We start from the raw sequence: 20,296 nt of genomic DNA, 5'->3' as shown, positions 1-20,296 counted from the left end.
GGAGGTAGACAATGCAAGCAAGCGAAAGATACGTTTACCACATTGTAACCCGGAAGAAGATGGCCCTGAATCAAATCATTCATTTTGACAACCAGCAGAAAAACACCTTGTATCGCTTCTTTTTTGAGCAAGAACAGTTGAATTCCAAAGGGGAAGACGTTATTCAAATCCTGCACGGTAATTATACTGATGACGGTTTGAAATTGGATAAAGAGGATGCAGATGTTACGGTTAAGTATGCGGAGCAGACCATCCGAGCGGTTCGGGAGGTGATCGTTGAAATGGTAAGGCTACAGGAACATCCTGAGTATCCTTCACGTTTGTCTTGCTTATACGCAGCGAAGAGCTATGAAGACGCCCTGATGTGGAAAAGCATATTCGATTCGTATCACCGGAAAGTGCTGCAGATCGTGAAACTTAAGGTCACTGGAGCTATTTTTGAAGGTGACGGCGGTCTATTGCCCAAGGAAGACGCGACTCCATTCTCCCGTAAAATCGAACAAGCCAGAGAATACTGGAAAGGTAATCTCAATAACGCGCTTCCAGAGCTGTTGATTAACGGAAGAATCGAAGTCGTAGACATCATTACAGAGTACCCTTGCTCCTAAGAATGCTTATGCTCTCCGCTTGGCGGTATTCGGTGGGGGTGAGCTGGTATTTCTTGCGGAACATTTGGGTAAAATGGCGCATGTCCTGGTATCCTACCCGCTCCGCGATATCGGCCAGCTTCAGCCCCGGGTTCAGTAGTAATAGCTTCGCCTGCTCCAGCCGCAGCGAGGTGACGTATTCCTTGTACCCTTGCCCTGTCTTCTGCTTGAACAGCTGGCTGAAATACGCAGGATTCAGGAACACCACCGAAGCAATTCTCTCCAGCGACAGCTCTTCATAGAAATGCTCCTTAATATATTGCAGCGCCACTTCAATCGCCTTCTCTCCGCTCCCCTTCATTGGCTCAAGCGGCGGTCCCTGAAAGGCCGAAGCCTCCCGCATCCGCTTCACGATCTGCGGCACCGTATGGAAGTCACAGCTCAGCCCGGAATGGATGATCTGAAAAGGGATTTTCAAATAATGCGTCAGATGCGTCTTCACCTCGTCCTGGAACTGCTCTATCCGCACACTCTCGCCCGGTGAGATCAGGCCCAGCAGGTGCTGGCGGTCATAGCTGACCACGAAGCCCCGCCCATACCGCTCGATCAGCTCGGAGAGAACATTCTCGACAATGAAATGCTCCAGCCGGGCGCTCTGATCCCCCGGCTCCAGCTGAATCATGACCAGATAGAAGGAATGATAATCTTCAATGAAGGCGTCGATATCCAGATTCCCGATATCCAGCCCGGAGGCCAGCCGCTGAAAAACCCCCTCGCGCAGGAACCGCAGACTGGTCTTCAGCCGCTCGCCTTGCCGCGAGATGTGGTTATCCTGCTGGATTTCAGTCGTCAGGCTGTCGATCAGCTCGGTCAGCTTATGCTTGCCGATCGGCTTCAGCAGATAGTCGCGCGCACCCAGGCGGACTGCTTCCTGGGCATAGGAGAATTCGCTGTGGGCAGAGATGACAATCCATTTCACGTACGGATACCGGCGCTTCGAGATTTTCATGAATTCCAGCCCGTTCATGCCCGGCATCAGAATATCGGTCAGCACGATATGGATATGCTGCTCCTCCAGAATCTTCACCGCTTCCTCCGCCCGGCCGGCCACGAACACCTGATGCTCTGCACTAATCTGCTTAATCGTACGCTTGATGCCTTCACGGATGGCCCGTTCATCATCGGCTATAAGAATATTCACTTCAGCAGCTCTCCCTCCACTGGAATAGGCAGCACGATAGCCACCTGCGTCCCCTCACCGGGGAAGCTCTGAATCTGCAGACCATAACCCTCTCCGAACATGAACCGCAGGCGGCGGTGCAGGTTCTGGAGTCCGATCCCGCTTTTGCCGCCTTCTCTGCTACTGGAGCCCGAACTATCGGGACCCTCCACATTCAGCGATTCCTGTAGCCTTGCAAGCTGTTCCCCGTTCATTCCGTCCCCGTTATCCTCCACAATCAGCTCAAGATGGTCGTCCTCTTGCCGGGTGTAGACCTTGAGAATCCCCTGACGCGAGAGCGGCTCCAGTCCATGCTTGACCGCATTCTCAATGACCGGCTGCACTGTCATCTTCGGGACCCTGATGTTCAGCCAGCGTTCATCGATATCGGTCACGATTACGAGACGGCCCTCCAGCCGGATCGAGATAATCTTCAGGTAATGCCCGATCTGCTCCAGCTCCTCGCTTAGGCTTACCTCGGCCCCGTCTTCCCACTGGCTGCTGTAACGGAACATTGAGGATAAGGAGAGCACCAGCTCCCCAAGCTGTTCATTGCCCTCCTCGTCCAGCATCCAGTAGATCATATCCAGCGTATTGTAGAGAAAATGCGGGTTCACCTGGGACTGCAGGGCATGCAGCTCCGCATTCTTTTCGCTGACCGAGGATAGCTTGACCCGCTCAATCAGCTCCTCAATCCGCCGGACCATCCGGTTGAAAGAAGCGACCAGAATGTTAATCTCCTGATACGAAGAGACCTTGACCATGCCGCCGAAATTCCCCACCTCCACCTGCCGCATCTCGCGGATCAGCTTCTTCAGCGGCGAAGAGATGGTCTGCGATACGATCGACGCAATCAGCGTGGAGACCAGGATCAGCGCCGAGATCACGATCAAGAGATAACGCTTCATCTCCACCAGTTCCACATTCAGATCCTTGTCCGGAGTAATACTCATCACCCACCAGCCTGAGAAAGACAGCTTGGACGCCACAACCAGTTGCCCTCGCTCCTGCTGAACCATCACATGCTCCGAAGCGGGGAGCTTAGGCAGACGGGCAGCGTCCGGCTGCGGATCTGTGGCCGAGGTGACAAACCGTCCATCCGGGGACATCAGGTAGACCTGACTGTGCGTACCCAGCTTCAGATTCTCCAGCGCATCCAGCACCGGCTGCGGGTCCGTCTCATATAGCACGATACCTATCGGCTTATGCTCATTCAGGTCATAGAGCTGCCGCCCGAAGGCGAAGACCGGACTGTCCTCCACCTGGTCGATCAGGGAGTGCGGGTACACCCCGAGCCAGACCATTTTCCCCGAGGAAGCCTGCAATTGCCGGTACCAGTCCTCCTGCCTATAATTCGGATCGACCACATTCATATAGTTGCCATAGTTATAGATCTTGCCGCGGTCCGTGATCACATGGATGCCCACCAGATCGTCCCGCGAATAAAAAATCGAGCCGATGATATTCGTCACCGTCTGCTCATTGATATAGGCCACCGCCGGCCCGTCCGTCTTCTCATTAATTAAGCGGATCATCTCGAAGTTATTGCTGAGCGACTTGGACAAAGCGTCATACCCTTTATAGAGAAGCGTGAATAAGCCTGCGCTCTGGGCAACGTTTTTTTGCGACAAATCACCGATCTTCTCATGCAATTGATCTGTAGTCCGGTTATAGTACAGCAGGCTGACAATAAGCAGAATACTGGACATGCAAAAAAGAAACAGCAAGAACAACCGATGATGAATGGAATGAAAGCCGATCTTCATAAGACTCTCCCCTTTACGCACCCAGTTCTGCCGTTTCTTATTATAAAACTATTCCATTTTTATGCAATGAGGGAATTCGGCACAATGTACCTTATCCCTTAACCGCTCCTGCCACCATCCCTTTGGTAATCTGATTAGACAGGAAGAAGTAGATCAGAATCACCGGCAGCGCGCCCATCACCAGGAAGGCCCCGATATTTCCATAATTGACCGAATATTGGCTCACGAAGGTGTAGACCCCGAATGGAAGGGTTTTGAGCTTCTCTGACGAGATGAACGTGGCGGCCAGGATGTACTCGTTCCAGATGTTGATGAAGGTTAAGATACATACGGTCATGACAGGCGGAATCGACACCGGCAGGATAATGCTGCGGAAAATCCGGTATACGCTCGCCCCGTCGATGAACGCCGATTCTTCGATCTCATGTGGAATAGCTCTCATGAAGCCGCTCAATATGAACACGGCGATGGGAGTTGAGAACGCGATATACGGCAGAATCAGCGACCAGTGGGTGTTGAGGATATGCATGTTTTTGAAAATAATCATCAGCGGCAGCAGCGTGGCCTGCATCGGAATCATCATCCCCATCAGGAAAATGGTCATCACGACATTGCCGTATTTCCACCGGAACCGGGAGATTGCATAGGCTGCCATCGAAGCCAGCAGAATGACACAAATCATCGTAAGGCCGGTAACGAACACGCTGTTCGACAAGTACTTCAGATAGCTGCCCGAGGTGTAAGCCTCGAAGTAGTTATGCCACTGGAATTTTCGCGGAAAAGAAAAGAAGCTCCCGTCCAGAATCTCCTCATTCGTCTTCAGGGAGTATAACAGCAGCCACACCAGCGGGTAGAGCTGGGTAATGACAGGAATGGCAAAAAGAAGATACACGATTCCTTTTTTAAGCATACGCATGGTCCGCGCACTCCTTTCCTATTCGAATTTGCGCTCAAGCCGGTTGAAGATCATATTAATGATACCTGTAAAAATCAGACAGACCACCACAAGGAACGTCGCAATCGCGCTGCCGTAGCCATACTTGAAGGACAAGAATGAGCTGTTATACATATGGGTGGAGATTACATCTGTTGCATGCGCCGGACCACCGCCAGTCATAACCATGACCAGGTCGAAGGCTTGCAGGGACCCGATAAACGCCAGGATAATCGAGATTTTGAAAATCGGAATGATCAGTGGAAGCGTAATATAACGATCCGCCTTGAAGCCGTCCGCTCCGTCAATTCGGGCCGCTTCGTACAGCTCGTCGGGAATGTTCTGCACCCCGGTATATTGAATCAGCAGATGGTAGCCGAAATACTGCCACAGGGACACCAGATACAGAGAATACATGGCGATATTAGGCTCGGTCAGCCAGTTATGCGTCCAGCTCTCCAGCCCCAGGGACACCAGCACACCATTCAGCATGCCCCCCATCGAAGTAGGGTTATAGATGGTCTTCCAGAGTTGTCCAATAATAACGACTGATAAGATGACCGGCGTGAAGTAGATCGACACCAGCGTGTTGGCTCTGCGCAGATAGCGGTTAAGCAGGATCGCCATCCCCAGACAGAGCGGGATTTCCAGCATGGAAGCCACAGCATACAGCAGCGTTCTCCTTACAGAGGGCCAGAACACCGGGTCATGCCAGAACATATTCTTGAAGTTGCCGAAGCCGACGAACTGAGAGGTCGTTAGACCGTCCCACTTCAATAAGCCCGTGTATAATGAGACCAGTATGGGAACGAATACCAGGCACACATAGAGCAGCAGACATGGCAGAATGAAGACGGCGATTGTGTATGCCGGCACCTTAAGGACTTTCATCTTTCCCGCCTCCTAATCAGACAGATTCTTTGCATGATAAAACCGATGCGAAGTAGCCTGAATCAGCTTGCTTCGCATCGAGTAGTACTACTGTGCGGTTACTGAGTGCCGCGATGTTTATTTATTATTTGTTGGCTTCAAAAGCAGCCTGATGCTCTTTGGCTACCGCCTTGGAATCCATCTTCTGGACGAACAGGTTCTGAATGCTGCTGAGGTGGACCTGTGCGGTTGCAGGGTTCATGGTGTTGTCGAACGCCAGGTCGCCGCCCTTCACTTGGTTGAACAGTCCGGCAATGTTCACCGCCAGATCGGAATACCCGGCAGCCTTGAGGTCGCCGTCTACCTTTTGACCGATCCCTACAGCGTTCTTCAGCTCAAATTGTTTCTTGGGATACTGGGTGCCGAAGAAGTTGAGGAAGTCCTTGGTCTCCTGCAGATGCTCGCTGTTCGCGGATATGGCGAAGGCGCTGCCGGGGGCGAGCATGAATTCGTTGGGATCGCCTTTGCCGTTCACAGTCGGGAACTGGAAGGCCCCTACTTTACCGGCTACCGGGGAAGCGTCAATCGCGCCAGTCTCCCAAGAACCGATAGACCACATGGCGGCTTTGCCTGTTTTGAAAATATTCCCGCCCGCATTGGCATCAATAGAGGTGGCACCGTCAGGGAAAGCACCCGCTTGAACCAGAGCCTGGAAGGCGTCAACTGCTTCGACGAACGCAGGATCTTCAAAGGTCTTTTTGCCGTCCAGCACATCTTGCAGGAAGCCGGGGCCACCGTTAGTGCGCAGCAGAATGTTCATGAACAGGAACGAGCCGGTCCAGGAATCCTTTTCGCCGATGGCCAGTGGTGTGATGCCCTTATCCTTCAGGATCTTCACATCCTTCAGCATCTCCTCGAAAGTAGTCGGAGGGGCAGCGATGCCAGCCTGGGCGAACAGGTCTTTATTGTAGTAGACGACTTCAATGTTGTTCCCGTCGGGGATGGCATACACATTATTGTCGAAGCTGTAGTAGTCGAGGAGGCCCTTCTGGTACGTGTCCTTCAGGCCATTCTGATCGAGCATGTCGTTCAGCGGAGCGAACAATCCTGCATCGACGAATGGTTTCATTTGGGCTGCCGGGTTCACGATGGTGATGTCCGGCACTTCTTTGGAGGCAGCCTGTGTCTTCAGCTTCACCTTCTGCTGGTCCGTGTTCAGCGTGTCCAGTTCAATTTTCACATTGGGATGCTCTTTCATGTACGCGTCGGTCAGCTCACGGATCATTTTGTAATTGGGCGTTGCGGGATCGGGGTAGATGTTCTGGAAGGTAAGCGTTACCTCTTTGTCCTTCGGTGCATCTGTAGCTGCGGCATTGCCGCTGCCTGTGGCGGCGTTCGGTGCGGCGGTGTCCTTCGCCTTGGAATTGGCGTTGTTGTTCGAGTTCCCGCATGCGGCAAGGCTTACTGCCATTAGCGCGGCGAACGCGACGGTGGCGGTTTGCTTCATTTTTCTGTTGACCATTCATTAAAGCCCCCTCTGTCGTGATAAGCTAATTATCATCACGGGGAGCGCTTCCAACAAGGTGGGAACTGCAGAAATGAGGTTTGTTTTTTCTAGGTATGCTTAGGCGGGCTTAATCCGCCAGCTCTTTCTCTAATAACTGTTCATCGTCTTTCACATAGCGGCAATCTTCGTAGGTCCGAATGGCAGCAGCGTTCCTTCTACCCGTCAATACCTTGACCTGTTTCACTCCGCGCGCTCTAAGCTCGTCTTCCAGACAAGTAATGATAGCCCTGGCAGCTCCCTTTCTCCGGTCGGCATCTTGTACATAGAGTTCTGTAATTTCTCCATAAGGCTCCTCATAGCAAAAGGAATACAGGCTTTGGGCGCAGCCAAAACCCACGATGATACCGTTCAACTCGGCTACGGCAATACATTCATTACGGTTAGTATGTAGATGTTCAATAATGTGGGCCGGGGGTCTTGGTAGGCCGCCGTTGAATTCTTGATTGAGTCGTGATAGCGCTTCAGCATCTGTTACGGATGCGAGCCTTACAGTTATAAGTGAATTCACTTGGAGTCACCTCGTTTATTTATATTTTTATAAAAAAACACTAAGGAATTAAACTCGAAGCTTGGTCGTCACTGCGGTGAACATTTGGACTTCCGGCCGCTGTTGTCACCAGATTTCTTGATTTAACCCACTGTTCATGGTAGAAATCCGGTGACAAAGGCGGACGCATTCGCTCCTACAGTTCCAAATTCCCCCTCCGCTTCTGTTTGCTTTTTGCTAATTTCTGAAGTGCATCTTCAGTAAAAGCAGCCGATCACACTAGATCGGCTGCTTCCAGATTCAACTACCTGCTAAGTCCGGCTTCGCGTACATTTTATTCAGAATGACTGTCTGCACGATAATGAATATCCCGCCAACCACCCAATAGAGCGGCAAAGCTGCGGGCACCTGAAATGAGAAGAGTCCCATCATAACCGGCGACAACCATCCCATCCAAGCCATTGGGTTACCCGGGCTTTGCTGATTCTGTACAGCTGCGGATTGCGATACGCGGAACTGCAGGTAATAAACCGCAGCGGCAATAAGCGGCAGAATCATATCTGCGGTCCCCAGGTTGAACCACAGGAAATCGTGTGCGGCAATCTCCGGGGTACGGCGGATGGCGTAATAAAATGCCAGGGTGATCGGCCATTGGAGCAGCATCGGCAAGCATCCCATACTTAACGGGTTGAACTGATGCTTCTGGTAGAGCTGCATTAGTTCGGCCTGCTGCTGTTTTGCAGCATCCGCACTGACATCGTTCTTATACCGCTCCTTCAGTTCCGTTAACTCCGGCTGGAGGACGGCCATCTTGGCTTTCATGACCATTTGCTTCTTCGTCTGGTTCATCATCAGCGGCAGGATCGCAAGCCTGATGATGAGCGTCATGAGCACAATCGATAAGCCGTAGTTTCCTTGAAATGCATCCCCAAAGAATTGGATTAAATATGAGAACGGATAAATAAAGAAGTGGTTGAATAACCCCGGTGAATCCGCAAGAATCGGGCTGGCCTGGGATGCTGCTGAGCAGCCGCTAAGCACTATGGCCGTAATAAGTCCCATTGCTAGGACGAGAATGGGCTTGGCCCATTTTGGATACAGGTTCATCTTGTTCATTGTTGTCCTCCCTAATTGAATGTATGGATCTCAATGTGGGGAAGGTCGATTGTCATCCTCATCAGGTGCTTCTCTTCGCCTGGCGGTTCGTGCGATCCAGCGCTGAATGCTGCTCGGCTGCGTCAGTCTGACTGATACCGACCAAGTTAAACCGGGTGCAGCCAGTTCATGACCCCAGTGGATCTCCTGTATAGAAAAGTAGGTAAAGGGAATCGACACTAACGAATAAATCAGAGCGATGGAGAATGCCAATTGAATCAAGTCATAGAAATGCTCCAGTCCGGTTCACCTCCGCCTATATGCGTCATGATGGAATAATTTGAACAAGTAAATTCTTATAATTTAAAGGTTAAACGTCTATACGTCAGAGTAACGATGTGGTTCCACGATCTTACATAAATTTTGCACAGGAAAAAGCCCTCTTCCCGTTTATGTAAAGAAGGCCATTATACTATGCCTGTTCTGGCGGTTGCCGCCACTGTTTGATGACATGGACTAGACCCGGCACATCGAGGCCGTCGAGCGAAAAGGCTTTGCGCAGCAGGTCATGCGGGATGAACTCATCATATTTGCCGAGGAAAGGGGCTTCATCCGGCTTCAGCAGCGTAAGTGCATCCGAAGCCGCAGCGGTCTCGGCGATGATCTCATCCTCCAGCTTCTCTGCATCCACTTTACCGGCGACTACCATATAATACGGTTCCATCGGCACGACCGAACGCAAGCCAAGAGGTTCCTTCAGATTGTTCTTGAGCAGGCGCTCCAGCGTACGGAACTGGCGGCTGCCAGCCCACGGAAGGATGAACATGGAGTCTCCCCCGGCTGGCAGAACCGAACGTGTCAGCAGTCCGCTCTCCTTGGCGAGCCTCCGGGCCCGTTCCAGTCTGGCGGCCGCGCTTGGCGCAAGGTAAGGGTACAGGGCGGTAGATCCTAATACTTCGCGGATCTTCGTCATAATCCGGGTATGGACATCTCCGCCTGCACCGAGCCATAAGGTGTCCACTTTGCCGCGTGAGCCTTTGACATAGACGGCCTTATGGCGGTTGTCCACCTCCTCGACCTTCCACAGCTTGCCTGCCAGTGTGAAGCAGTAGCCCGGAGGCGGTACGGTGGTAATGGACCCGATCTCCTCCGTCCCGTTATAGACAACATGCTCTTCATCGTCTTTGAATACCGCATAGAAGCGGAAATTGTTGACGATCTTCTCACCCGCCATCCCGATCAGCAGGCTGCCCTCCTCCATCTGCTCGATATGGCCCATGCCCAGCATGTACTCCATGAAGTCATCATAATCAGCGGGATCGATGCTGCGAAAGGACGGCAGGCTCAGCACAGCCTCTTTCAGGTCCTCCGGCTCTGCTTCGCCCATGCTCTTCAGAATGCTCATCGTCTGATGATACAGGAGACCGACCGGCAGCTGGCGCACGACCAGCGGCTCTACCCATTTCTCGCGCACGTACAGCTCGATTACAGCAATGGCCCGCAACAGCGTCCACGGCATGCGCGCCGGGAGCTGCGCCTCCTCGTCCTCCTCCTCGGGCGTGACGAAGATCATCTCGGAGGCGGCGTCCCCGCGCCTGCCCGAGCGGCCCAGCCGCTGCACGAAGCTCGCGCAGCTATAAGGCGCGCCGAGCTGGAGTACCCGCTCCAGCTCGCCCAGATCAATCCCCAGCTCCAGCGTCAGCGTCGCTGCAGCCACAGCCGGCCCCGCGCCCTCACGGAGCGTGGCTTCGGTCTCCTCGCGCAGCATAGCGGAGATGCTTCCATGATGCACATGGAAGACATCCCGCTCGCCGCGCTTGGCGGCAATGCGCCGCATCTCCAGGATGGCCTCTTCGGCATCGGTGCGGCTGTTCGTGAAGATCAACGCTTTCTTGACATGCGTGTGATCGTAGATGAACCCGTAATACGCCTGTCGCGCCCGCTCCAGGTGCTCGGCCTCCTCCTCATTCCGCGCATCGGGGAACGAGAAATGCTCCACACTCAGCCGCAGCTTGCGCCCGCCCTGCGGCGCACTGACCTCCACGCTCTCGCGCGTGCCCGCCGCCAGCCACTCCGTGACGGAGGCGTAGTCACTCAGCGTCGCAGACAGGCCGACCCGCCGCGGATGACAGCCCGCCATCCGCGAGATCCGCGCCAGCTGGCTCAGCACCTGAATGCCGCGGTCCGCGCCCATGAAGGCATGAACTTCATCGATGACGATGAAGCGCAGATCATGGAACAGGGCCGGAATCGCATTCGGGCGGTTCATCAGCAGACCCTCCAGCGATTCAGGGGTAATCTGCAGCACTCCCGAAGGGTTCTGCATCAGCTTGGTTTTGTCCGCCTGCGGCACATCGCCATGCCAGTGCCAGACCGGAATGTTCCCTTCACGCAGCAGATCGTTCAGCCGCGTGAACTGGTCGTTAATCAGCGCCTTCAGCGGCGCGATATACAGAATGCCTACAGATGCAGACGGACGCTGGTGCAGCTCCGTTAGCGCCGGGAAGAAGGCCGCTTCGGTCTTGCCTGAGGCCGTCCCCGAAGCGATCAGCAGATGATGCGGCGTGTCAAATAGTACACGGCAGGCATCGACCTGCGCCTCGCGCAGCGTATCCCAGCGGTTCTTGTAGATGAATTCCTTGATGAACGGGGCCAGCCGGTAGAACGGGTTATCACTCATAGGTCGAACTCCGCCAGGAAGCCGTCCAGCTCATTCTGCTCCGTCTCGGCAGGCCGCGAAGTGCGCTCTCCGACCAGCTTCTCGAATGAAAGCTCCGGATGCTGGTGCAGGGTATGCAGCAGATCCATGAAGTCACGCACCACCTCGCGTGCGGTGAGCAGTTCATCAGCTCCCAGCCGGTTGACCGCTTCTTCCATGAAATGCACCAGCTGCTCCTGCGACAGTCTTGCTTCGTATCCGTAGTGCAGCGCGTGGATATCCCGCAGCTTCTGGAGCAGAATCAGAATCTCTTCGTGGGAGAGCATGTGAAGCGTGATAATCGGCCCTGTGTAATTGTTCAGCCCGTTGCCTGCATACCGTCCGGCTACCAGCCGGGAGCGCAAAGCCTCATAACTGAACAATCCGCGCCGGTGGTCCTCTACGAACTGCGGTGTACCGCCAACGAAAATGCCCAGACGCTCTGCTTTGCCTTGCATCGTATCATTGAACATGGTCAGCAGTTTCTCGTAATTGCTCTGCCGCGAGATGCTGTTGGTAATCTTGTAGAGGTTAACCCCTTCATCGATGAACAGCAGCAGCCCCTTATAGCCGATAGCCCCGGTGAATTCCGCCCACAGCTTCATGTAGTCATACCAGTTGTCATCGTCGATGATAACACCAACGCCGAGCGCCTTCCGCGCTTCCGTACGGGTCGGGAACTCTCCACGCAGCCAGCGCAGGGAATCCTGCTTCAGCCCGTCATCAGCCAGCTTGTGCCCGTTCCAGTAGGAGGCCAGCACCTTGGCGAAGTCGAAGCCATGCACCAGCCCGCGCATCTCGGAGGCTACCGAATAGATGCGCTGCTCAACCTCATCGCCCAGCTCCGGCGCATCGGGGCCGTAGCCCTTCTCCTGCATCACGGCCTGCTGCAGAGTCATGATCCACTTCTGCAGCATAATCTCCAGCGCCCCTCCATCCGGGCGGGTCCGGGTCGAGAGATGGCTCATCAGCTCGCGGTAGGTGGCGAGCCCCTGGCCCTTCGTGCCGACCAGCCGCCGCTCCGGCGACAGATCCGCATCGGCAACCACGAAGTCGCGGTCCATCGCATAGTTGCGGATGATCTGGAGCAGGAAGCTTTTGCCGCTGCCGAACTTGCCTGTAATCAGCTTGAAGGCGGCTCCGCCATCAGCGATGTTCTCCATATCGCGGAGAATCGCCTCCACCTCCGGCCGGCGGCCGACGGCGATATGTTCAAGCCCGATCCGCGGCACAACTCCCGCTGTCAATGAGTTGACGAGCGCGGTGGTCATCCGCTTCGGTATTTTGAGTGGGTTCATTTACGAATTTCACCTCTTTATATAGTCCAGCATGGATAGACATTCTTCGGTCAGCTCTTCCCCGTCAATGATGAGGTCTCCCAGATTGTCCATTGCCAGCTCATTAATCTCATCGTACAGCAATTCTGCCATCGTTCCTGCTCCCGCAGCCAGCGACTGCACCTTCGCAGAACCGTCCTCCTCTGCCAGCGCCAGCACGGCCTCCCGTTGCAGCGGAGTCAGCTCTGAAGCCAACAATGTCCAGCGGTCCGCTTCGTTATCAGAGGCTGACGGCAGGGAAGCGGTAAGTTCCCGCCCGTGAGAAGGGGGATCTGCCAGAGGGTCTTCCCTGTGCATCTCTATCCGCTCACCACCAGACATCCGGCCCTCTTGACCTTCAGCTTTTACAAAGTTATCGGAATCACTTTCTCCAGCGTTTTTCACATTAATTGACTGAACTCTCCCAGCCGCATTCGCATCATTTTCCTCGCCCGCAGATCCGGCTCTTCCATGTGATTCCGCATCACTTCCGATACCAGCCAATCCGGCTCCTCCAAGTGTTCCTTCAGACTCAATTATCCATTCCGCGTCATCTTCCTGACCCGGTTCCCCGGTGTCCTCCACCGTAAGCAAGGAACGCACCACCTCGGAGTCGCTTGCCAGCTGCTCCAGCTTCTGCTGGTCAATGACCACTGCCGGTCCCTTCTCTTCCTGCTCTGCCTTACGGAATTCACGCTCCAGGAACCGGGTGATCAGATCATCCATATCGGCATCGACCCGGACATCCTTCAGTCTTCCCCGGTAGCCCATCAGCGCCCGCAGCTTATTCTCGGTCAGCCGGAACAGGCGGGTAATCAGGCTGCGCAGCGGTGGGGACTTGCTGACCCGGATAACAGGCACAAGAACAGAATAGCCATATAGGGAGATATCGTATACCGCGCTGCGGAACAAATAACGCTCACGGACGACAGGCGGGGCGGGCGGGAACATCGTGATCAGATTCGAGCCATGCTTCCGCGCGACATAAGCATCAATTAGGGCTACAACCTGGGGAATATAACGATCCGCAGCAATTTTACCCTCGCCTGTATAGAATTTCGACTTGCTGATATCATAGTCCGACATCACACTCAGCACCCCGATGCTAAGCTGCTCCGGGGCATTAGACAGGCAGCGGACCAGTTCAAGCTCAGCCAGATCCCCGGCCAGCCCGCGCGAACGGGCCACAATCTCCGAGAGCGAAATATCTAGCTTATGAACAAAAGAGAAATCCGCAATCCACCCGCCAAGGTATTGATCCAGGCGTTTGTAACTATCGCGGTAGGCCTCCCATAGCAGACTGAGCTGACGGCAGCCCTCCTGGGGCTCATCCCAGCCCACTCCGTTAATCAGCTCATAGATATGCAGGAAGATATAAGAGAGATCGGTCTTCGGATATCTCCCCTGCCGGACTTCATCCCGCCAGAAGAAATACCATCGGCTCTGCGCGCCGGTCATATGCCCGTAGGTGGGCCAATAGCTTTTGAACGGGACGAACAGCGCCGCAGGCTCCTTATGCTCTGCAAGCTCACGTGCACGCTGGACGAACTCACTCTCTGTAGTGGTTACCGGCTCCACACTCTCTTCCATATCCCAGAGCTGGAGCTGGACTGTATCGTAACCGGAGGTTGCTTTCTTAACCGGCTCTGACTTAGGCTTCCGGCTGCCTTCATCTACAGTACCGCGCGGCGGAATCGCCACATTCTGCTCCGTACTCTCCCAGACCAGCTCCGAGAAATGCAGCCCCTGCCTGTCTTTAGCCATGCTTCATCGCCCCACCCGTATGTCTTCGTAATTCTCATATTATATCATATACCCTATGCAGCAAATGCAGCCGTTCCAGTCATGTGCAGGTACGGTTAATGCGGCTACTACTCACTGTTACTTCCTGCTTCTTTCTCGCTACTACTCACTGCGACTCACTTCTACTCGCTACTACTCACTGTTACTTACACTACTCCCTAATACTCGCTGCTACTCAATACTACTTCTAGCCATTTCCTGCTTCTTCTACTCCCCACCTGCTCTGCCGGACTGAGATTCCGTTATGCTGAACAAATCAGGCAAATATGCGGTCAAGCGGACTCAGAATCCCTTAATTGAACGATAGCGTCTCATTTCAGGGCGGAATAACCCAAATAAGCGCTTCTCAGTCCGCTCGGGCCTCATAAATTAGCTTTTTGAAGAAATAACGGATTCTCAGTCCGCATCACCGCTAAAATATCCAAAACCGCTAAATATCCGAAGTGCCTGTCTATGTAGTCGCACAGTTGCACAGTAGGCAGGAATACGCCCGCCCTCCACCGTACCGCCATAAATCAATAAAAAGACCTTGAGAGACTGACTCCTCAAGATCTTGGATGAGAGCGTCTGTCACCGCACCGCAACTTGATGTAACCTGCCGGGCAATGAGAACGTTCGTTTGTGTCTCCATAAGAATATACTATACTCACCCTGCGGGCTGCAATAGCGGAGATCGGAGAGAGTCACCCCTTCAAATAATCACTAGGGCTGCGCCCGGTAATCATCTTGAACACCTGACTGAAATAGGCAGGGTTGTTGAAGCCGACCATCTCACTGATCTCATACACCATATGCTGGCCGGATTGCAGAAATTCAATGGCCCGGTCCACCCGGTACTGGTTCAGGTAGCTGACGAAATTCTCACCGCTGATCCGTTTGAACAGCTGGCTTAGATATTTCGGGTGCACATGCAGCTCCTGCGCGAGGCCCATGAAGCTGATCTCCTGGGTATAGTGGGCTTCCACATAGCTTTTGACGCTCTCCACGAGCCGGTTCTTCTTGACGTTCATCTCGGTAAAAGCTGCTGTCAGAAAGGCCGGGATCATCTGGCCCATCCACTCCGTCAAGCTTCTCCAGGTATAGTAGCCCGTCACCGCCTGCAGGAATTCGGACATGCTCATAGGGGGAGTACGGCCTGGGCAGCAGGCATTCCAATAGTACATCAGCGTAGTGAATAGACCGACACACACTGTCTGTATATCCTGAATGTTATTCTGGTCTTCCTGCCGGAGCCTGCCGAAGATGATCTCCCAGGTCTCCCATACTTTTGAGGAATCCCGGCACAGCAGTACCTCATTCCACTCTTGGAGCAACCGGGAATAGTCTTCCAGTGTCCACGGGTTGGTGCTTCCGCACGGCTCATAGGCGTAGATGGGACTGGTCTCCTGAAATTCCGCAGAAGCAAGCGCCTCACGGCTCTCCAAGTACGAATCCATCAGTTCATGGATAGCAGGCTTGACCGAACCGATGCCGGCATAGGCCTGAAGCTGAATGTAATTCCGGATCTTATCCATCGTCTCCTGAACCACTTCCTTCAGAACGGGGATCGGCTCTCCCGCCTCACGGTCCAAGAGCAGCACCACCAGCAGATCGTCAGAGTAGTCCAGCACATGCCCCTGTACAGAGGGATGTCCGGCAAGCTTGTGCTGGAGTGTCTCCCGGCAGATATTACCCGCTCCGAAGCGAAGCAGCTGCCATTCGCGCTCCTTCAGCTTATGCAGCGGCGAAGGCCGGTTAAGCTGGATGCTGGCAGCAGCCAGCCGCTGCGGGCGGGTAATCTGCAGATATCCGAGCCGCTCCTCGGAGCATTCCTCCGCACTGTAGCGCGTGGTTAGCAGCTCCATAAGCAGGCGTTCCCGCAGAAAAGGAAGCGTGCGGCCGATTTCCTGCTGATAACGCTCCTCCAGCCGCTTCTTCTGCTCTCCGGCATCCAGATCCAGCAGAACAGCGCGGAGCACAGCTTCGATCTCGTCTACCCGGGCCGGCTTCAGCAGGAAATGGCTGACGCCCCAGCGCATCGCCTGCCGGGCATTCTCGAATTCCTCGTAGCCGCTCAGGATAATAACCGGCAGCTCCGGTGCCAGCTCCCTTAGCGCCTCTGTAAGCTCCAGCCCGCCCATGCCCGGCATATAGACATCGGTCATTACCAGATCGGGAGAGAGCCTGCGGAACAGCTCCAATGCTTCATGGCCGTTGACCGCTGTTCCAGCCAGGGTCAGACCCAGCTTCTCCCAGCCCACATGTTTCGTAAGGGCTTTCAGAATATGCGGGTCGTCATCCACCAGCAGGATAGAGCGGCTCATATCTGATCGCGCAGCAACCGCTCCAACTGCTCCTCTGTCTCAATGACTGGCAGCGTAATCATAGCCGCAACCCCTCTCTCCGGCCGGTTGGCCAAGTATAGTCCGTACGGTTCTCCGCAGTAGAGCTGAATCCGGCTCATCACATTGCGGGTGCCGATGCCGCTCACCTGCTCCATCGACCAGCCTTCCGCCAAGCTCCGGCCGTTATCCAGCAGCGTGATTTGCAAGTAAGGCTGGCTTCCCGGCGTCTTAATCTCACGCACCTCCAGGTGAATCTGCAAAGGGCCGGAGCCAGGCTCCCGGCTGCCATGAATAATTGAATTCTCAATCAGCGGCTGGAGAATAACCTTCGGAATGAAATAACTCCGTACCGCCGGGTCCGCAATCGCCTCCGTATACTCGATGGCAATCGGCAGCCGTTCCTGCTGGATGCTCACATAACACCGCGCATGCTCCAGCTCATCCCGCAGACGAATGAGCATTCTGCCGCCGCTCAGGCCGATGCGCAGCATTTTTCCAAGCTGGGTGATCATGTAGCTGATATCCTGGGCGTCGTAATCCATCGCCTTCCAGTGAATCATATCCAGTGTGTTGTACAGGAAATGCGGCTTGATCTGGGCCTCCAGCAGCCCTGCCTGAGCCTCCCGCTTCGCGGCGCTTGCTTCCCGCTCGCTCTGCACCAGCTCCTGCAGCCGGTTCACCATGTGGTTGAAGCCGTAAGACATCTGCGTGTACTCCTCCGTCAGCGACTCACTCATACTGGCCCGGAAATCTCCGCGCTCCAGCTTCCGCATCTCCTGAATCAGCCTGCGCACCGGACGGATCATATTGCGGATGAAGAAATACGCCAGCAGCGCTGACAGGAGCAGACAGAGCAGGCCGATCCCGATCACCTGCCTGTCCGCCTTCCGAACCTCCTGCAGCAGCTCACGGGTCGGAATGACCTGAACCAGCCGCCAGGAGATAGTGCTCGGTCTGGAAAACAGGACGAGATAGGACTGCCCGTCCTTGTTCAGCAGCTCATAGCCTTCATTGCCCTCATACGTATGCTGGTAGAGCCAGTCTGCTTCCAGCACAGCCTTACCGGCAGAGCCATTCTCCTTGTTCACCAGCAGCAGGAGATTGCCGCTTGTATCCACCAGATGGATCTGGCCGTCCAGCACAGCAGGAATATCCTTGAACTGCTTCAGGATATCGTCTGCGGACAGCCGGATATAGAGGTAGCCGATCGTTTTGCCCTCATTTCCGAACAGATGCTGAATATGGCCGATCAGATAAGGCTCTTCTTCGCCGCCGCTGCCCTCCAGGGGAACCCAGAGCGAATCCGCCTGCTTCAGCTGGGGATACCAGCTCTCGTTCTTAATCGAAGAGACCGGAAAGACAAGGTCTGTGGAGCTTTGCGGCACCCCGCTGAACAAATCACTGTAAATCTCAATCGAGCTGACCCCTTCGTTCAGCACCAGCGAATGCTGGAGAATCTCCGTAATCTCGCGCCTTCTGGAGATCATCTGATACTTGGAGGCAGGCGTAGTCTCCAGCCCCTCAATAACGTTCTTGTTCGCTGCAATGGAGTAGGCGGTGCCCGACACATTGGTCATGAAGTCGAAGCCGCGCTTCGTGCTCTCATTCAGCAGGGCAAGCCGGGTCGTGCTGATCTCGCTGAAGGTTACATCCGAGAAGGTCCGGTACGCCAGCAGGACAATGAATCCGAGAAAGATCAGATTGAACGTAATAATACTGGCCGCCATCAGTGTGGAGAGCTTGCTCCGCCTGATCCGCAGCAGCCAGGTGCCGAGCATTCTTTTTTGCATCTGCCCCATCCCTATGCTTTTCCCAAGATTCTATCCTTTCAGGCCGGATGTCGCAATTCCTTCCACGAAATACTTTTGCAGCGTGATAAAGAGAATGAAGCACGGCACCAGCGACAGCACCGACATGGCGAACATCGGGCCCCAATCCGACTGCGAGCTGGAGTCCAGGAACAGCCTTAGCCCGAGCGGCACAGTGTATTTCCCGATATCGCTAAGGAAGATGAGCTGGCTGAAGAAATCATCCCAGGTCCACATGAAGGTGAAAATCATCGTGGTGATCAGCGCAGGCAGCGCCAGCGGGATAATAATCCTACTGAAGATTTGAACCGGCCCGCAGCCGTCAATCGTTGCCGCTTCGTCCAGCTCCTTCGGCAAGCCGCGGATGAACTGTACCGTCAGGAAGATGAAGAAGCCGTCCGTCGCCATCCACTTGGGCAGAACCAGCGGCGCGAAGGTGTTCACCCAGCCCAGGCTGTTAAAGAGGATGTAACGCGGGATAAGAGTCACATGCAGCGGCAGCATAATCGTCATCAGCATCAGCGCGAAGCCCAGTGCCTTGAACCGGAAATTCAGCCGCGCGAACGCATAAGCCGCCATGGAGCAGGTGATCACATTACCGAGCACGGCCCCCAGAGAGACCAGAGCCGAGTTCTGCAGGAACCGGGCGAAGGAGCTGCCCTGGAACCCGAACCAGCCGCTTACATAATTATGGAAATTCCACTGCCGGGGCCAGAACCAGATTTCCGAGAAAATCATATTCGCCGGCTTGAACGAGCTGCCTACCAGCCACAGCACCGGGTACAGCATGACAAAGGCGATCAGACAGATGATGAAGTGCTTGAGCCAAATGGCACTTTTCGATGCGCTGCCTGTATCCATAGCTTATTTCCCCCCATCTTCATAATGCACCCATAGCTTGCTGCTGCCGAAGAGCAGGAGTGTGAATATCCCGATCAGCAGCACCAGTACCCAGGCCATCGCCGAGGCATAGCCCATCTGGAAGAAGGAGAAACCCTTCTTGTACAGGTACAGGGAATACATCAGGGTGGAATTCACCGGTCCCCCGCTGCCGTTACTGATAATGAAGGCTTGGGTGAACGACTGGAAGGCAGTGATCGTCTGCATGATGACATTGAAAAAGATAACCGGAGACAGCACCGGCAGCGTAATATGCAGGAATTGCCCCACCTTGCCTGCACCGTCCACCGAAGAGGCGTCATAATATTCCGGCGGTACCTGCTTCAATCCGGACAGGAAGATGATCATCGACGAGCCGAATTGCCATACGGACAGCAGGATCAGCGAATACAGCGAGTATTTGGGATTCGATACCCAGTCAGGCGCCTGTATCCCCGCCATGGCTAATAGCTGATTCAGCAGCCCATCGCCGCCGAGCATCTTGCGCCACAGCATGGCAATAGCGACACTGCCTCCAAGCAGCGTAGGGATGTAATAGACCGTCCGGTAGATGCCGAGGCCCCGTATTCCTTTGTTAAGGAGCAGGGCGACCGCCAGGGCGAACATCAGCTTCAGCGGCACCGACACGAATACGAAGATAAATGTCACTTTAAGCGACTGGATAAATAACGGATCTGCAGTGAGCATGGTGGTGAAGTTATCCAATCCGATCCATCTGGAGCTCTCCAGAATACTGTAATCTGTAAAAGAAAAATAGAGTGAGGCCGCCATCGGCCCCAAGGTCAGGCACACCAGCCCCAGCAGCCAGGGCGACAGGAACAGGAGGGCAATCCCGTTCTGATTGTAGCGCAGCTTTGTTTTACGCCGCTTCATGCCTGCTGGTCTATCTACTGTAATCAGATCTGCACTCAATGGCTCTCTC

The 20,296-nt window shown here is 54.4% G+C and carries 15 protein-coding genes; 1 reads left to right on the top strand and 14 read right to left on the bottom strand.

Annotated elements, in window-relative coordinates; all coding sequences use genetic code 11:
- The first annotated feature begins 11 nt into the window (after positions 1 to 11).
- Positions 12 to 608, top strand: a complete 597-nt coding sequence (locus MKX42_RS16680) for a DUF2441 domain-containing protein (protein ID WP_340753463.1) — start codon at positions 12 to 14, stop codon at positions 606 to 608.
- On the opposite strand, the gene MKX42_RS16675 is transcribed toward MKX42_RS16680, so the two are convergent.
- The 14 genes from MKX42_RS16675 to MKX42_RS16610 all read right to left on the bottom strand — a co-directional run bounded on the left by MKX42_RS16675 (position 586) and on the right by MKX42_RS16610 (position 20,247).
- Positions 586 to 1,788: a response regulator gene (locus MKX42_RS16675; RefSeq protein WP_340753462.1), complete on the bottom strand. Its 1,203-nt coding sequence runs from the start codon at positions 1,786 to 1,788 to the stop codon at positions 586 to 588. The genes MKX42_RS16680 and MKX42_RS16675 overlap by 23 nt on opposite strands.
- Complete coding sequence (locus tag MKX42_RS16670) at positions 1,785 to 3,572, bottom strand: cache domain-containing sensor histidine kinase (protein WP_340753461.1); 1,788 nt, start codon at positions 3,570 to 3,572, stop codon at positions 1,785 to 1,787. Before MKX42_RS16670 ends, MKX42_RS16675 begins: the two co-directional genes overlap by 4 nt.
- A 91-nt stretch (positions 3,573 to 3,663) precedes the next feature.
- Positions 3,664 to 4,488, bottom strand: coding sequence for a carbohydrate ABC transporter permease (locus tag MKX42_RS16665; protein ID WP_340753460.1), 825 nt, complete (start codon positions 4,486 to 4,488; stop codon positions 3,664 to 3,666).
- An 18-nt stretch (positions 4,489 to 4,506) separates the two neighbouring features.
- Positions 4,507 to 5,397: a carbohydrate ABC transporter permease gene (locus MKX42_RS16660; protein WP_340753459.1), complete on the bottom strand. Its 891-nt coding sequence runs from the start codon at positions 5,395 to 5,397 to the stop codon at positions 4,507 to 4,509.
- Positions 5,398 to 5,521: 124 nt separating this feature from the next.
- Positions 5,522 to 6,898, bottom strand: coding sequence for an extracellular solute-binding protein (locus tag MKX42_RS16655; RefSeq protein ID WP_340753458.1), 1,377 nt, complete (start codon positions 6,896 to 6,898; stop codon positions 5,522 to 5,524).
- Between the two features lie 112 nt (positions 6,899 to 7,010).
- Positions 7,011 to 7,451, bottom strand: coding sequence for a GNAT family N-acetyltransferase (locus MKX42_RS16650; RefSeq protein WP_340753457.1), 441 nt, complete (start codon positions 7,449 to 7,451; stop codon positions 7,011 to 7,013).
- Between the two features lie 279 nt (positions 7,452 to 7,730).
- Positions 7,731 to 8,546 (bottom strand): membrane protein insertase YidC, encoded by an 816-nt coding sequence (yidC, locus tag MKX42_RS16645; RefSeq protein WP_340753456.1) that lies wholly within the window; start codon positions 8,544 to 8,546, stop codon positions 7,731 to 7,733.
- Between the two features lie 451 nt (positions 8,547 to 8,997).
- Complete coding sequence (locus MKX42_RS16640; RefSeq protein WP_340753455.1) at positions 8,998 to 11,205, bottom strand: DEAD/DEAH box helicase; 2,208 nt, start codon at positions 11,203 to 11,205, stop codon at positions 8,998 to 9,000.
- The gene (locus MKX42_RS16635) at positions 11,202 to 12,521 is read right to left on the bottom strand and encodes an ATP-binding protein (RefSeq protein WP_340753454.1); all 1,320 of its coding nucleotides are present in this window, start codon (positions 12,519 to 12,521) and stop codon (positions 11,202 to 11,204) included. Before MKX42_RS16635 ends, MKX42_RS16640 begins: the two co-directional genes overlap by 4 nt.
- 9 nt (positions 12,522 to 12,530) lie before the next feature.
- Positions 12,531 to 14,303 (bottom strand): TerB N-terminal domain-containing protein, encoded by a 1,773-nt coding sequence (locus tag MKX42_RS16630; protein ID WP_340753453.1) that lies wholly within the window; start codon positions 14,301 to 14,303, stop codon positions 12,531 to 12,533.
- A gap of 722 nt (positions 14,304 to 15,025) precedes the next feature.
- Entirely contained in the window at positions 15,026 to 16,645 is a 1,620-nt protein-coding gene (locus MKX42_RS16625; protein ID WP_340753452.1) for a response regulator, read from the bottom strand.
- The gene (locus MKX42_RS16620) at positions 16,642 to 18,456 is read right to left on the bottom strand and encodes a sensor histidine kinase (RefSeq protein ID WP_340753451.1); all 1,815 of its coding nucleotides are present in this window, start codon (positions 18,454 to 18,456) and stop codon (positions 16,642 to 16,644) included. The genes MKX42_RS16625 and MKX42_RS16620 overlap by 4 nt, the downstream gene beginning before the upstream one ends.
- Positions 18,457 to 18,486: 30 nt before the next feature.
- On the bottom strand, positions 18,487 to 19,335 hold the full coding sequence (locus MKX42_RS16615) for a carbohydrate ABC transporter permease (protein WP_340753450.1): 849 nt from the start codon (positions 19,333 to 19,335) through the stop codon (positions 18,487 to 18,489).
- Positions 19,336 to 19,338: 3 nt separating this feature from the next.
- Positions 19,339 to 20,247 carry a carbohydrate ABC transporter permease gene (locus MKX42_RS16610; protein WP_340757703.1) on the bottom strand — a complete coding sequence of 303 codons (909 nt, stop codon included), beginning with the start codon at positions 20,245 to 20,247 and terminating at the stop codon, positions 19,339 to 19,341.
- Positions 20,248 to 20,296 lie beyond the last annotated feature (49 nt).

The sequence above is a fragment of the Paenibacillus sp. FSL R7-0204 genome, assembly GCF_038002225.1.
GTDB lineage: Bacteria > Bacillota > Bacilli > Paenibacillales > Paenibacillaceae > Paenibacillus_AQ.
The sequence above is the reverse complement of the archived record's forward strand: the minus strand, read 5'-3'. Positions and strand labels throughout refer to the sequence as shown.